The 14,659-nt window shown below is 34.9% G+C and carries 13 protein-coding genes; 9 read left to right on the forward strand and 4 right to left on the reverse strand.

The window, feature by feature from the left end; translation table 11 throughout:
* Positions 1 to 99 precede the first annotated feature (99 nt).
* Entirely contained in the window at positions 100 to 1,314 is a 1,215-nt protein-coding gene (locus BW964_RS03540; RefSeq protein WP_076504732.1) for a hypothetical protein, read from the forward strand.
* Between the two features lie 255 nt (positions 1,315 to 1,569).
* Here the strand turns inward: BW964_RS03540 and BW964_RS03545 are convergent, their stop codons facing one another.
* A complete protein-coding gene (locus tag BW964_RS03545) occupies positions 1,570 to 2,598 on the reverse strand; it encodes a serine hydrolase domain-containing protein (RefSeq protein WP_165789212.1) in 1,029 nt (342 codons plus the stop codon).
* A gap of 356 nt (positions 2,599 to 2,954) precedes the next feature.
* A complete protein-coding gene (locus BW964_RS03550) occupies positions 2,955 to 3,500 on the reverse strand; it encodes a hypothetical protein (protein ID WP_076504736.1) in 546 nt (181 codons plus the stop codon).
* 92 nt (positions 3,501 to 3,592) lie between these two features.
* On the opposite strand from BW964_RS03550, the gene BW964_RS03555 reads away from it, so the two are divergent.
* From BW964_RS03555 to BW964_RS03580, 6 genes are all read left to right on the forward strand, one after another.
* Entirely contained in the window at positions 3,593 to 3,814 is a 222-nt protein-coding gene (locus tag BW964_RS03555; protein WP_076504738.1) for a hypothetical protein, read from the forward strand.
* A 414-nt stretch (positions 3,815 to 4,228) separates the two neighbouring features.
* Complete coding sequence (locus tag BW964_RS03560; RefSeq protein WP_076504740.1) at positions 4,229 to 5,563, forward strand: SIR2 family protein; 1,335 nt, start codon at positions 4,229 to 4,231, stop codon at positions 5,561 to 5,563.
* Positions 5,564 to 5,798: 235 nt separating this feature from the next.
* A complete protein-coding gene (locus BW964_RS03565) occupies positions 5,799 to 6,923 on the forward strand; it encodes a helix-turn-helix domain-containing protein (RefSeq protein WP_076504742.1) in 1,125 nt (374 codons plus the stop codon).
* A gap of 150 nt (positions 6,924 to 7,073) precedes the next feature.
* A complete protein-coding gene (locus BW964_RS03570) occupies positions 7,074 to 8,114 on the forward strand; it encodes a serine hydrolase domain-containing protein (RefSeq protein ID WP_076504744.1) in 1,041 nt (346 codons plus the stop codon).
* Positions 8,115 to 8,315: 201 nt separating this feature from the next.
* Positions 8,316 to 9,452, forward strand: a complete 1,137-nt coding sequence (locus BW964_RS03575) for a helix-turn-helix domain-containing protein (RefSeq protein ID WP_076504746.1) — start codon at positions 8,316 to 8,318, stop codon at positions 9,450 to 9,452.
* A gap of 90 nt (positions 9,453 to 9,542) precedes the next feature.
* Complete coding sequence (locus BW964_RS03580) at positions 9,543 to 10,085, forward strand: DUF3575 domain-containing protein (RefSeq protein ID WP_076504748.1); 543 nt, start codon at positions 9,543 to 9,545, stop codon at positions 10,083 to 10,085.
* Between the two features lie 155 nt (positions 10,086 to 10,240).
* Here the strand turns inward: BW964_RS03580 and BW964_RS03585 are convergent, their stop codons facing one another.
* Together BW964_RS03585 and BW964_RS22315 are read right to left on the reverse strand one after the other, a co-directional pair.
* Entirely contained in the window at positions 10,241 to 11,182 is a 942-nt protein-coding gene (locus BW964_RS03585; RefSeq protein ID WP_084175566.1) for an alpha/beta fold hydrolase, read from the reverse strand.
* 124 nt (positions 11,183 to 11,306) lie between these two features.
* Positions 11,307 to 11,486, reverse strand: a complete 180-nt coding sequence (locus tag BW964_RS22315) for a hypothetical protein (protein ID WP_123912017.1) — start codon at positions 11,484 to 11,486, stop codon at positions 11,307 to 11,309.
* Positions 11,487 to 11,966: 480 nt separating this feature from the next.
* Between BW964_RS22315 and BW964_RS03590 the strand changes: the two genes are divergently transcribed.
* Entirely contained in the window at positions 11,967 to 12,281 is a 315-nt protein-coding gene (locus BW964_RS03590; RefSeq protein WP_228432141.1) for a hypothetical protein, read from the forward strand.
* A gap of 301 nt (positions 12,282 to 12,582) precedes the next feature.
* Complete coding sequence (locus tag BW964_RS03595) at positions 12,583 to 14,370, forward strand: ATP-dependent nuclease (RefSeq protein WP_076504752.1); 1,788 nt, start codon at positions 12,583 to 12,585, stop codon at positions 14,368 to 14,370.
* Positions 14,371 to 14,659 lie beyond the last annotated feature (289 nt).

Genomic DNA, 14,659 nt, shown 5'->3' on the forward strand with positions numbered 1-14,659 from the left:
AACATTACGATTTAATTAATTTTCGTCAATCATAAATGTATTTTAATTATTTTATCATAAAAAAAGTTATATTTGACTTAACTAAAACAACACCTTCACATGAAAACAAAATTTACACAAATCAGTACTATTCTTATTTCAGGACTCTCATTTGCCCAAGTAGGCTTCAATACAACTTTACCAAAAACCACAATGGATGTATCTGCTAAAAGAGATACTTCAGGAGTGATTACGGATAACACCCAAACATACGGATTACAGGCTCCGAGGCTTACAAGAACTGAACTTACAGCAAATACGGCTACCTATAGCAGCGATCAGAGAGGAGCATTAATTTATATTACGGATGTTACCGGGGGAGATGCTGCAGGGCAACGTATTAATGTTACGGCTATGGGCTATTATTATTTTGACGGAGCAGTATGGCAAAGACTTACACAAGCAATAAATGCCATCTCTCCTGCGATTTCTGCATTGCAATGTACTACAGCTTACTTAAATCCTTCTACGTATACTGCCGGTACTCCTTACAGCGGAAATCTGAGAGTTACCTATAGCCAGGGAAACGGAGGTTCGTATAATTCAGGAACTCCTTTTACAGTGAACGGATTAACCTTCCAGCTAAGACCCGGAATTCTAGAGTTTGGTGATGGTGAATTGGTATTCTCAGTGAGTGGAACTCCTACTACTGGTAATGATATGACGCTTCCTATCACCAGCACTGCCGTTCCTTTCTTAACAGCAGGACAAAACTGTACTGCTACAGTGGGAAATAGCAGCCGTGCAGACATTTCATCTCTCGCTGTGATGGGATATCCTACCCTAACAACCGATCCCAACGGGAAACAAGCTTATACTTTACCTCTTGCTACTTCAGATGGTAAATATTCGATCCGGGTAATATTTGATACCACCAGTGGTACAACCGCTGCAGTTCCTAATGTACAATTGTTTAATAATACAGGTGCTACCGTTAATCTGTATTGGAATTATAATACCGAATATGGCGGTTATATCGGTTCAGCCGTAACCACAAACAATATTACTTCAGGCGTATGGGGCGGTATGGCAGATTCATCAACTTCTTGGGTTCCTCAAACTACAGGGCCAGTAGGATCTGCTTACTGGGGAAACATAGGGATTATAGACGGATCCAGTGGACCTGAACACAGAAGATATACCTGGATAGACAGTAACCCTTCTTCAAAAACGGCTTATACTGCAACCATTATGGTAGGAGCCCCTACTACAGGTAGCGCTCAACCTAACCTTTCTAAAATATTCATCAAGATAGAGCAGGTAAAAGCGCAATAATATAATACCCCTGAAAAAGGGGTATTTTTTTATGTATTTACGAAGTCTCCCTAATCTGAGCAAGTTTAAAAGAAATGCTCTTTTACTCACTCAAAGTCGGGAGACTTTCCACAACAGGCTGTTAACAGTATCGATATTGTTGAAGAGACCAGTGGCAATTTCTTCACTTCTCTTTCCATTACCGCTCACTGATGGCTCATCATTAGCTGATATCTTCGTACGTAAGGAACAAGATACGACGGTTTACATTCATTTTTACTCAAGCAATATCCCTACAATTTCTTCATACAATGCCCTTAACTGCTCCTCTTTTAATGCATCGAAAAGCGTTCCCGCGTTAGTACACAGGACGACGCTGGTATTTTTGGAAGGAAAATAAAAAGCACTGGCCCCGGCTCCGATACCACTCCCCTGGTGACCGATGGCCTGCAGGCCGCCATTGGTTTTATAAAAATATAGCCCTAAGCCATATATCGGAGTCCCCTGATCACTCACCGTCACCTTCATTTCTTCCAGCAATGCGGGTGACAGTACCGTTTTGTCATGGAGCAACTTGTAGTAAAATCCAGCGATATCCTGAACGGAAGCCACAATACCGTCATCGCCAATGAAGGTACGTACTGTACCCAGCTGCAACTCGCTCACATCGTTAAAGGTGCCGTCTATTTGCACATAACTAGCTGTCGTTCCTTCAGGAGCCGTAGTAATTGCCGAACCCGCTATATAATAAGTGTTAGAAAGTCCAATGGCGTTAATTATTCTGTCTGTAATATACTGTCGATGCCCGTTTGGAGTAACATGATCAATTATTAGAGCCAGCAAGTGATAATTTATATTGCAGTACCCAAATGAGGTACCGGGTTCAAATTTTGCGGGCTGATTGTATACATAGCTCAATACCTGTTCGCTCGTCATAGGCAGTGGCCCTGCAACAACATCGTTTAAAAACTGATCGCTATCCAAATAATCAGGAAGACCTGACGTCATCGTAAGCAGTTGCCTTACCGTAATGATATTCCCGTTGGGCAGATGATTACAAATAGCAGGAAGATAGGTGTTTACTTTGGCATCGATATTAATTTTGCCCTCCTCTTTCAGTTTCAGGACAGCCACTGCGGTAAAGGTTTTTGAAATACTCTGCATATAGTGAAGTGCAGAAGCGGCCATCGGCTTTTCCTTAATGACTGCGTCTCCTGCCACCAGAGTATAATTCCCGGAAGCTGTCTTTACACTGAGGCTTAAGCCTGGGAAGTAGGACAAAGCTTTATCGAGTTTTTGCTGCACCTGCGCTTTTCTATCAGGTGATGCATTTGAATCGTCATGGCAACATGAGGTGATCAAAATAACAACAGCTAGTAATAAAAACTTTTTCATAAAATATAATTTGAATTATTTCAATGCAAAACTCAAATAATTCAAATGAGAAGAGGTTTCAAAAGCTTAAAAGTGCATAAATCGGTACTTATTTGCTGGTATTTTATATTCGTTTGGGGTCTGGCCGGCATTACTAATCTGAATATCAATAGATCTATCAAAAAAGGGAATCTAACCTAAAAGTCCCTTTCCCTGTCTCAGAAATTTCCTGAGTGTGGAGCAGGTTTAAAGGAAATGATTTATTAGCTAAATTATGCTCAAATTTATTATCCTGAATGGGTGTCAGCCATCTTCTTTTCTCTCCTTCTTTGAAGGATAAGGTGTGCGGCATCCAGCATTTTAACCGTATGGATGTAGGGCATTACGATATTCCTTTCCGGTAAATTTTCATAGACGCCCATTGAAAAATAGACGATTCCGGACATAAAATAATCAAATTCTTTGAGGGTGTATGCTCTGAATGCTTTTTTGAAAACCAGCACAGGATTCCGGTATTCCTTCTCCGAAAGCAGACCAAGAACCCACGGGGAAATCTTTTCCGGCTGAGTATCGACCGTCCATTTCCTATCCTTCAGCGTGATGAGATAGCCTGCCCGCATCAACAACCTTATCGACTGATGAAACTGGAAGATCACCGCCGGATCTTCATTGATCCAACTATTCCTCTTTACCGCATAGTTCATCATTTTGCTTAGTATTTCTTTGGAAACATCCAGCTCATTGAAGTGAAAGAAAGTTTCCATCAGCTGCAACCCAGAGGACTTCTTCCCTGCCCGAAAGCGGGGAGCAAAATCTGTTTTTATCTTTTTCATTGTTTGTATTTTTTTATAAATGTAATAAAAAATTGTAAACATTCGGATTTGAGTCCGAGATTTTTATAAGAATATGTAATTTATTTGTTTCTATGACAGAAGCAAATAGAAAAATTGTTGAATTTATAAGGGATGAATGGATTATCCCTATGAACAATAACAGCAAATTTGCACTAGATCATAATATAGATGAAAAGACAGTTCGAAGAATAAAAGATGATAAAACCTATCAAATCTCTCTTCTTACTATAATGCGAATTTGCCATGCTAGAAGTTTAACTCTTGCCAGCTTTTTTAATATGGTTGGAATATAGATTACGAAAACAATATAATTGATAAATCCTGACGAGAGTTGGGATTTACTGTAGGTAACATCTTTGCTATAATTAATTTCTAAGTTTAAATCATAAACTAAAACCATTCTCCCCCGAAGTCTCCTGACTTTGCGCTACGAGAGATTTTTGTTTTTTTATGGAAACCAGTAATGAGATGGTTTAAAGTCTACCTACCTTTGATTTTATTAACCAAAATTATTTATTATGAGCGATGGTTTAAGTAAAAAAAAGACGACAAGATGCAAATATGAACTAGAGTTGTAAATTTTGGTTATACTACGAATTGTATAATATATAAAATTCAGTAAAAACACTGAAGATGTATCTTCTTCATTTAACTAATTTTGATTTATTTTTTAAAAATTCAGACACTATCATTAATTAATAAAAAAAATGAGCGATTATTTAGAATTATCAACTTCACTTTATACAAAAACATTAACATTGTTCGTTGGCACGGGATTTAGCAAATATATGACTGACGGACAGGCTCCAAGTTGGTTAGAACTTTTAGTCGAATGCACAAAGAGAATTGATAAAAAAGATATCTTAATTAATCAACTTTTTAATTTTGATAGTTCGGGAAAAGCAAAAGAAGCTATTTATGAATTAACAATTTGTGCTCAAATTCTTGAAATTGAATATAAGAAGAATAAAAAAAGTATTAAGGAAGCAATAGCAGAAATCATTAAGGAAACTGTCAATGAATCTACAATTAATCCTGATAAATTATTATTAGTGCAAAATTTTTTTGAACAGTATCCTGATATAAATATTATTACTACAAATTATGATACTCTTTTTTCTGATTACATTATTTCAAAAAATAGCAGAGTAATTATCGAGGGGTCAACAATGCCTAGAATCAATATTGGTCAAAATATTTATCATATACATGGATCAATTTTAAAACCAGAAAGTATTGTTTTAACTTTAAATGATTATTATAATTTTCAAAATAATAACAATTATTTTTCTAGAAAATTTTATACTTTATTACAAGAAACAACAGTAGCTATTCTCGGCTATTCATTAGGTGATTTTAATCTTAATACCATTCTTAATGAAGTTAAAAATACGAGAAAACAATCATTCCGAAAATCTGATATTTATTATATAAACAAATCAAGCATTCCGGAAATAATATCTAAATTTTATAATTTAACTTATGGTATAAAAACAATTGAGGAACAACAAATCAATGAATTTTTTGATGAAATTAACAAGGCTTATGATAAAGGAAAAGAGCTAATTGATTCTGCCAACGACTTAGTAGATGTTATTAATGGTAAATGTCATTTTGTGGATGACTTTTTAAAATTAAGAATTGCTTTACCAACAATTTTAATGCAAGCTTCAAGTTTAGGAATTGAAACAAATAACAAAGATTTCCTAAATGTACTTCTTGACATTTTAAACAAAAAAAAGGAGTTTACTCACGAACATAATGCTTTTCCTCAATATGAATGCCTAGCGGATTGGTTAATTGAAATAGCATCATCAATTGAAATTAAAGATTCTATAATTGAATTACAATTTTGTGATTTAGTAAAATATTCATTTAAATATAGTAGTAAAGTAAAATATAAAGGATATTCCTGGTATGCATGGAAGCAATGGAACTCAAAATGGCATCAGATGAAAATAGAGAATCAAATTATGTTAGAAGATTTAATAAAAAGCAATAAATGGGATAAAGATTTACAAATAGAATCAATATATAAATAATTTATCAGTAATACTGTATCTAAATTAAGTATTATAAATTCAAAGTCCACCATAAATAGTTGCAGTACTCTTCGCTCTCCGAAGTCTCTTGACTTTGCAACAAATCTAAAGAAAATAATCTTATCTACCAGCTCAAAGTCAGGAGGCATTTCCACACCAGCGCACAATATTTAAAAAATGATCACCGACAATCATTTCTCTTTATCACTTATATCCTATTTTTGTAAAAAAACTAATGGACAAATTAAGTTTTCTGGAAGTTATTGCTGCGATGGCTGTATTTGTATCGCTGCTGCTTGCCGTATTTTTATTAACGGTAAAAACAGAAAGAAAACTGGAAAACAGATTATTTGCAGCGTTCCTTATCATTAATGCCATTGATATCAGCGGGCTTTTTATGCACCTTTTTGTGGATAGTTATAATCTGAAGGCTTTCAAAATATCTGCTTACTTATTGGTCATGCCTCTTTTCTATCTGTACGTGAATGCCGTCTGTTATTCTGATTTCACCATAAAAAGAAAGCATTTACTGCATCTTATTCCTTTTATTGTGGTCAACTTAATTTTAGTTCCAAGACTTTATCTGGCGGAAGGTGCTGCTAAAGAACAGTTCTTTACTACGATGTGGAACTCCCCTGAAATGTTGGTTTATCAACTCATTGGGGAACTGCAGTTTTTCTTTTATATCGTTGGCGTATTTCTTGTCCTTAAAAAATACAGGGAGATTTATCTTGAAAATTATACCAATCCTAACACTTTGCTATACAAATGGCTTTCTCAGCTTACCGTGATTTTCTTAGTCATCCATGTATGTATTATTTTTAAAAACATCGTAAGGTACACCCAGCACAGAGATCTGTTTATCTGGTTGAATATTGTGGCGGGAACGGTGTTTTTACTGGCTGCCTGTTGGTTTATCTTAAAGGCATTAAATTATCCTGAGCTTTTTCGCAGAATTGATTCTACCCTACAACCGGCAAAAGATTTTGCTGAAATCCAGAACATTGAAAATAGAACCGATGAAACCAAAAGCTTTCAGATCGAACAGCTTAAAAATTTCATGGTTGAAAAAGAACCTTTTTTAGAACCTTCATTAACCATTCAGGAACTGGCAGATCAGGTGAATATTCCCGTTCGTGAGTTGTCTGTATTAATTAACCATCACCTCGATCAGCACTTTTTTGATTTTGTAAATGAATACCGCGTAAAAAAAGCAATGACCCTTCTGAAAGATCCCACGAAAAAAGAATATACGGTGCTGGAAATTTTATATGAAGTGGGTTTCAATTCAAAATCTTCTTTTCATACTTCATTTAAAAAATATACCAACCAAACGCCAACAGCATTCAGAAACAGCTGATAATTAATTAATTGCAAATACCCGGACTTTGGATTGCAGATAATCGGACTCATTGTATTCATTAAAAATGAGTCCGACTTTTTTATACGGACTTTTTTCAGGATTCTCTACAGCATAATTGCATCAGAATATCAAATTAAAATTCTGACCATGAAATATGTGACCCTTATTTTATTTTTCGCCTTACTTGGGTGTAAAAGTGCTCAGCCAAAGCAAAATGTTGAATATGCCATTACAAAAAATGCGCTTCAGTTATTAGAGGACAAAAGATTTCATTCTGTTTCCATTGCCGTGGTTAAAGATGGACAATCCACCATCAAACATTTTGGAGAATTAACGATTGGAAAAGGAAACAAGCCCAACGATTCTACGCTTTATGAATTAGCTTCCGTCACTAAAACCTTTACGGGGTATATAGCCGCCAAAGCTGTGCTTGATCAAAAAATACATTTAGAGGATGATATCAGCATCTATCTTGACGAACCTTATCCCAATTTAGCATTTAAAGGGGAACCTATCAAAATAAAACACCTCATCACCCATACCAGTGGGTTTCCCAATTTCCCTATAAAAAGCGAAAATAAAAAAGCCTTTTTTGAAGGATTAAAACTCATCAACATTGAAACGAAACCCGGAGAAGTGTATTCCTATTCCAACACGGCTCCGGAGCTGACCGCCTACATCCTTGAAAAAGTGTATCAAAAATCGTTTGAGGAACTGGTCATTGAATTTGTGTTGAAACCCAATACTATGAATCAAACCAAGTTTACCCTCAATGAAAATGACAGAACAAGACTGGTCAAAGGCTATAACGATAAAAACGAGTTAATGCCCAACTTCAACAGAACATTATGGGGTGGAATTTCAGGATTGCACTCTACCACTACGGATCTGGTGAAGTATATGAAGCTGCAGCTTGACCTATCAAATCCTGTTGTCAAAGAATCTCATCAAAAATTATACAAAGAAGGTTCTGATTTTTGGGAAGGCTATCATTGGTATATCATAGAAAATGAGAATCAATTAATCTATAGACATCACGGAGGGATCTACGGAATGCAGAATTGGTTTGTGATTTATCCTAAACAAAATATAGGAATCTCCATATTAACAAATACCAGCTTTAATGAAACAGGAGAAATTCTAGAAAAAGTCGTTAACCAGTTGTTTGATGATATCAAGGCCCATTAAACCTAATAATTTCACAAACAGCCCGATAGCGCCGTTTTTTAATTCGCCAAATCTGTTTTTTACATTTATTTTTCACCCCAATTCATCAATCATTTCAACGGAGCAGATTTCCTAACTCTTAAAAAAGTTAATTCTTTTTATCAATCCTTATGAAAGAGGTACATTTAGCCACCATAAATCCTTATAACCACTTTTATACAATTGATCTATACAACACTTTTAAATATTGCTATTTTTCAGGGAATGGTCTTAGGCGTAGTTATTTTAAAATCTTCCCTGTTCAACAGTAAATCAAATAAGTATTTAGCGTACTTACTGTTTGCACTTTCCATGGTTTTACTGAATTATGTTTTTGAACTTGAAGGTGCATTTACATCCTATCCTTTGCTGCGTTTTCTGGACTCTATTGAGTGGATATTTTTACTGCCCGTCTTCATCTTCCTTTTTATAATAAACCGGATTGATGATGCCGTAAGGAACAGGCAAAGAAGTTATTTGTACTACATTCCATTTGTCTATTCCTCTACCTTTGTTATTCTCTACCATCTTAATGATATTTTAGGAATTTATAAAATCACAGATTCAGGCAATTTCATCATCAATATACTTGAGCTGATTCAGCTTTTATTTGCCTTTATTATCATTCTTTTTCCACCTTTTTATTCTTATTTTATGATAAGGCATTTAAAAGACCCACAAGAGAAAAAATGGATACTAACTTTATTAACGTCTCTCTATTTATTATTATCTACCTGGCTAATTACGTACATGACCGGCTTCTTTTTTGGAATAGATATTTCCTCTACCATGAGTGGGGTGGCTTTATCGGCAACATTTATCATGCACTGGACCGCCTATATAGGCATTTACAAATACAAGCTTGCCAAAAACAAAGAGGCTGTCTATCATTTTCTCAATAATGATGCAGCTATTCCGTACCCTCATCTGCAAACTGCGGACAACAGTACCCCACAGGAATATAAGGAATCCATCACGGCCGATAATCTTTATTTTCAAAAACTGGAACTTCTCTGCAAAGATGAGCACATTTATACCGACAGTACATTAAACAGAGAAAAAGTAGCTGAAAAATTAGGCATAAGCGCAGGATATGTTTCACAAATTGTTAACACGATCACCGGGGACAACTTTGCGCATTACATCAATCAATACCGGGTGGAAGCAGTCAAGGAAATGATAGCCGATCCGGAATACGACAACTATAATCTGCTTACGATGGGACTGGAAGCGGGGTTTACTTCAAAAACCACATTTTATAATGCCTTTAAAAAAGTGACCGGGCAGACCCCCAATGAATATAAAAATACCATCAAATAAGTACCATTTTCTCCATTTTTAAGCTTTTGGAACCCATCCTAATTTTTATTATTTGAGTTTTGCGCTTAAATAATTCAAATTACTTTTTTTATGAAAAAGAACTTTTTACTGGCAATGATTTTGTTTGCTTTTTATTCTGTTAATGCTCAAAACACCAAAACCAATGAAGATCCATCTGAGAGAAAAAATGAAATTAAACTGAATCTTATCTCGCCGTTATTCGGTGCTGTGGAAGGAGGTTATGAACGGCACCTCAACAAAAATTCATCAGTGGGGATCTCTGCATTTATTGTGTATCATGGCCAAAAAAATGAGGATATGAATTACTATATCTCCCCGTACTACAGATACTATTTTGGAAAAAAATACGCGTCCGGTTTTTTTGTTGAAGGATTTGGAGCGTTTACTTCCATTGATGGAAAAAAAATATACTCAGCAGACCGCCTTACATTTACTGAAAATAAAGATGTTTATGATGTTGCACTAGGTGCGGGTCTTGGCTGGAAGCTGATCACGAAAAAAGGTCTTGTTGTGGAAGCCAACGCAGGCTACGGAGGACTTTTGTTCAATGCAAAACAAACAGATCATGAAGTGGTTGCAAAATTTGGAGTGAGTATTGGCTACCGATTTTAATAACAGCCCGGGTCTAAAAAATAAAGAATGAATAAAATCCTGACGAAAGTTGGGATTTTTTTTCTGTAATGCTGCCAGTACATAGAAAAAGATAGAATCAATACTTATTGTGATTCCCTTTTTCTGATTACAAACTTTTGCAGGTGGTGTTTTTTCTATTTGTTTTTTAAGGAATTCAGGCAGTTTTCATACGTATTCCTTAACGCTTCTGCTACAATTTTGGGGTCCTGCTGATGTATTCCGTGGCTGTAACGTGGCAAGAGGATAAGCCGGCTATGAGCATTATTTTTTATCATCTCTGCATAATGGTCGATCCTTAATTGGTCCAGCTCCTTCCACCACGGGACTAAGTTAATCCCTAATTTCAGATTTTCGTTCATTTCTGTTTCATAATGTTCAATATGCTTGTTGTATGAAATCATGACGGTTACAGGAATGTCTTTAAGAGGTTGCAGGGATTGATATTTTTTAAAAAAGTCCGGTGTGCTTTCATTCAGTTCTCTTTGTGCTTCATTTCGAAAACCTTTGGATGTTGAGGTGTCTTTAATAATGTTTTTAAGGTTTATGGCAAACAATTCCCTATACCCTGTAGCGCTGGATGTATTTATTTTTACTTTGCTGTCTTCTTCTTTTGTCAACATAAAATCTGTAGGGTCTATGAAAAACAGGCCGCAAATTTCATTGGGATACATTGAGGCATACAAACGGATAAACGGTCCGCCTATCGAGTGTCCTACCAACAGATAAGGCGGGCTTATTTTTAAAGCGCCCAGCAAATCGTGAAGCCTTTTTATCACCTGTTCATCTGTTTTTATCGAAGTGTCGATTTCCGATTCTCCAATTCCATTCCTGTCATATACTATCGCTGCAAAGCTTTTTTGAACGAAAGGGAACAAGCTTCCATAGCTTCCGCCTCCCGAACCAAGACCACTTTCAAAAACAACAACGGGCTCATTACTTTTTCTTTCAGCAAGTCCAAAAGTTGTATAGGCCATTTGCGTATTGTTAACGGATATAAATTTTCTTTCAGAAGTCTGGGAAAAAATTAATGTTGTTGAAAAAAAAGTAATACATACAGCTATTATGATGGATTTCATTTCTATTGTTTTGGGATAAATTTCAGATCTTAACGCACCATGTGCATTCCGAATAGGTTAAACAATATTAATCAATTTTCATCTATCAAAATCAGATTTCATCAATTTAATAATGAGGTGAATATCAATGCGGAATTTTTAGTCTTCTGCAAGATTCCTCGTTCGCCGGAATGACATAAGCTGATGTTTTGAAGATTTCCTTGTTGGAAAATCGCAAAGGCGCAAGGTTGTAAGCTCTACGGATAGGGTAAGGCGCAAGAAAATCGAAGATTTTCAGCAAGGTATTCATTATGAAATAAGCCATATTTGATAGTGTCAGAGATCATATTACGCTTTTTTAACGCAAAGGTTTTTATAAGATCCTGATGATTGTCAGGAAAGCAAAGGTGGCGGATTCTCCGCTGATGAAGCGGATGCATAATACGCGCGCTTCATCGAATAAATCCCTGATTTATTTCCTCTTTGCCTCCTACTCTATGCATAATGATAGTAGACCTTTGCGTTAATACAATTTTTATTCTAGTAAACGTTTGCTTATTATCGTCTTGTTGGAAAATCGCAGAGGCGCAAGGTATTCATTATGAAATAAGCTATATCTGATGGTAGCAGAGCTTTTTTGACGCAAAGGTTTTTATAAGATCCTAATGATTGTCAGGAAAGCAAAGGCGGCGGATTCTCCGCTGATGAAGCAGACTGATAAAGCGCTCCCTTCATCGAATCAATCAAAGATTGATTACTTCTTTGCCTCCTGCTCTATGCAAAATTACAGTAAATCTTTGCGTTAATGAATTTTCTATTCGTTAACTATATTAAAAATATTTTAATATTCGGATTTCAGTCCGAGATATTTTTAAGAATATGTAATTTATTTGTTCCTATGATAGAAGCAAATCGAAAAATTGTTGAATTTATAAGGGATGAATGGGTTATTCCTCTGAATAATAACAGCAAATTTGCACTAGATCATAATATCGATGAAAAGACAGTTCGAAGAATAAAAGATGATGAAAACTATCAAATCGCTCTTCTTACCATCATGCGAATTTGTCATGGTAAGAATATCACTCTTGCCAATTTCTTCAAAATGGTTGGAATATAAATATCATAACCACTATAATTAATAAATCCTGACGAGAGTTGGGATTTTTTATGACCAAATTTTCGAGACTTTGAAGAATATCTCTATTTTAAATTTTCTATGAAAATGCGAAGTCTAATTTAAGAGATATCTTAAAACAACTTTTACTATAGTCCCGTCGATTTAAATACTTTATCCATGTTCTCATTTACAATAAGGCTCTTTTTTATTATGAAAATGTAATTCAAAGAATACCTTATGGAAATCCGTAATTACTTTTTTAAACTTATTTATACTTTGGTCGATAATTAATAATCTTAAAATGGCAAAACTTAAAAAAACAGAGATTGAAGCATCCTTAGTTTCTCAAGATCCCACAGTACCAAAGCCTAAACTAACAAAACTTATCATTAAAAACTATCGATGCATAGGAACAACTCCTGTGGTAATTGATCTTGATGAAGTTGTAGTTTTAGTAGGAGCTAATAATGTCGGAAAAAGCTCTATTTTAAAAGCGTATGAATTAGCAATGTCACAAGGTTCAGGAAAAGCTAATCTAAGTATAGAAGATTTCCCAAACAATAAGGTCGATTTGGGTCACTTACCAGAAATAGAAATTCATACAATAGTATATGATAATGCTCCAGGGGACCAGTGGATTGAAAGACTTGAGAATGGGGATTCAATTGTTAAAGAAAAATTTATTTGGGAAAAAGAAGGTAAACCAATTAGACAAGGTTGGGACGTAGAACTTCAAGAATGGAGTGAAAATGTTCCTTGGGGAGCTCCAAATGTCGCTAATTCCCGGAGGCCAGAGCCTCATAAAGTAGATGCATTCGACTCTCCTGAAAAGCAAGCAGAGGAAATTAAGAAACTACTTATGCAAGCACTGAACGAAAGAGTTAAAAATTATAAAAGTAATAATGAAGATAATACAGAGGAAAATGATTATCAAAAATTATTGAACCAAGTAAAAGATTTACAAAAAAGGATTTTGGAGGAAGCTAAAGATCAAATAGATGAAGTAAATTTGGAATTAACTAACTTAATCAGCAAAGTTTTTCCAAATTACAAAATCGATTTTGACGCAAAGGCTGAGGATAATTTAGACAATGCAATAAATTTATTTAAAACTGATGCCCAACTTCTTATGGGACCAAATGATGGCTATCTTAGCACAATTGATAGACAAGGAAGTGGTGCAAGAAGAACTTTATTGTGGACTGCAATAAAATTTATTTCTGAAAATAATCATAAAAATAAACCTGAAGGGGCTATTACAAGACCACATCTATTATTAATAGATGAACCAGAACTATGTTTACACCCTAATGCAATTAGAGAAGCATGTAATTTACTATATGAATTACCACAAACAGGAAACTGGCAGGTAATGATCACTACACACTCTCCAATCTTCATAGATTTCTCTAAAGATAACACCACAATAATTAAGGTAGAAAAAACTGAAAGTGGAGAAATAAAGGGGACAACGGTTTTCCGACCTGATAAAGTTGATTTAGATAATGATGACAAAAGAAATCTGAAACTATTAAATTTATGTGATCCGTATGTTGCTGAATTTTTCTTTGGTGGTAAAGTTATTGTTGTAGAAGGAGATACTGAATACACTGCATTTAACTACATTAAACAGCAAAAACCTGATCTATATAACAATATCAATATTATCAGAGCAAGAGGAAAGGCAACAATTGTCTCATTAATAAAAATATTGAATCATTTTGGATCTAATTATTCTGTTTTGCATGACTGCGATAAACCAAGAATTACAACTAAAAAAGGTAAAGATATGGCAAATCCAGCATGGGGAAATAACCCAAATATTCTACATGCTATAAATTCAAAACCAGCAAGCACCTCCACAAGATTATTAGCTTCACTTCCCAACTTTGAACAAGCATACTTCGGAACTGTTGCTGAAGAGGAAAAACCATATAATGCACTAAAAAAAATAGAGGAAAATCCAGAACTATTTCATATCATAGAAACTTTACTAAAAGCTTTAATCGATTTTGAATCTGAAACACCAATAAATTGCACTGAATGGAGCTCTATAGAGGATTTACTGGAAAAAGTAAATGCTATTTAATTCTATCATTTCAGTTCCGAATTTGGATTTCGGAACTGAAATGATAAATTTAAGGTACTAACAACCTGTAACGTCACAATCTTAAAATTCAATTTTAAGTAAAGTAGGCTTAGCAAAAACAACATCTTAAAAAACTCACTGATTAAACTAGAATTCCTCTAATTCACAAGATCATACAGAAATTTTTATTGCATACTCTACAAACTCTGTCGCACTGGTGTAATATCCAGCACAATCCCATAAAAAAATTCATGCAATTTTTTTTCAATCATAATTTTCTTTAACATTG

The sequence above is a fragment of the Chryseobacterium shigense genome (assembly GCF_900156575.1).
Lineage (GTDB): Bacteria > Bacteroidota > Bacteroidia > Flavobacteriales > Weeksellaceae > Chryseobacterium > Chryseobacterium shigense.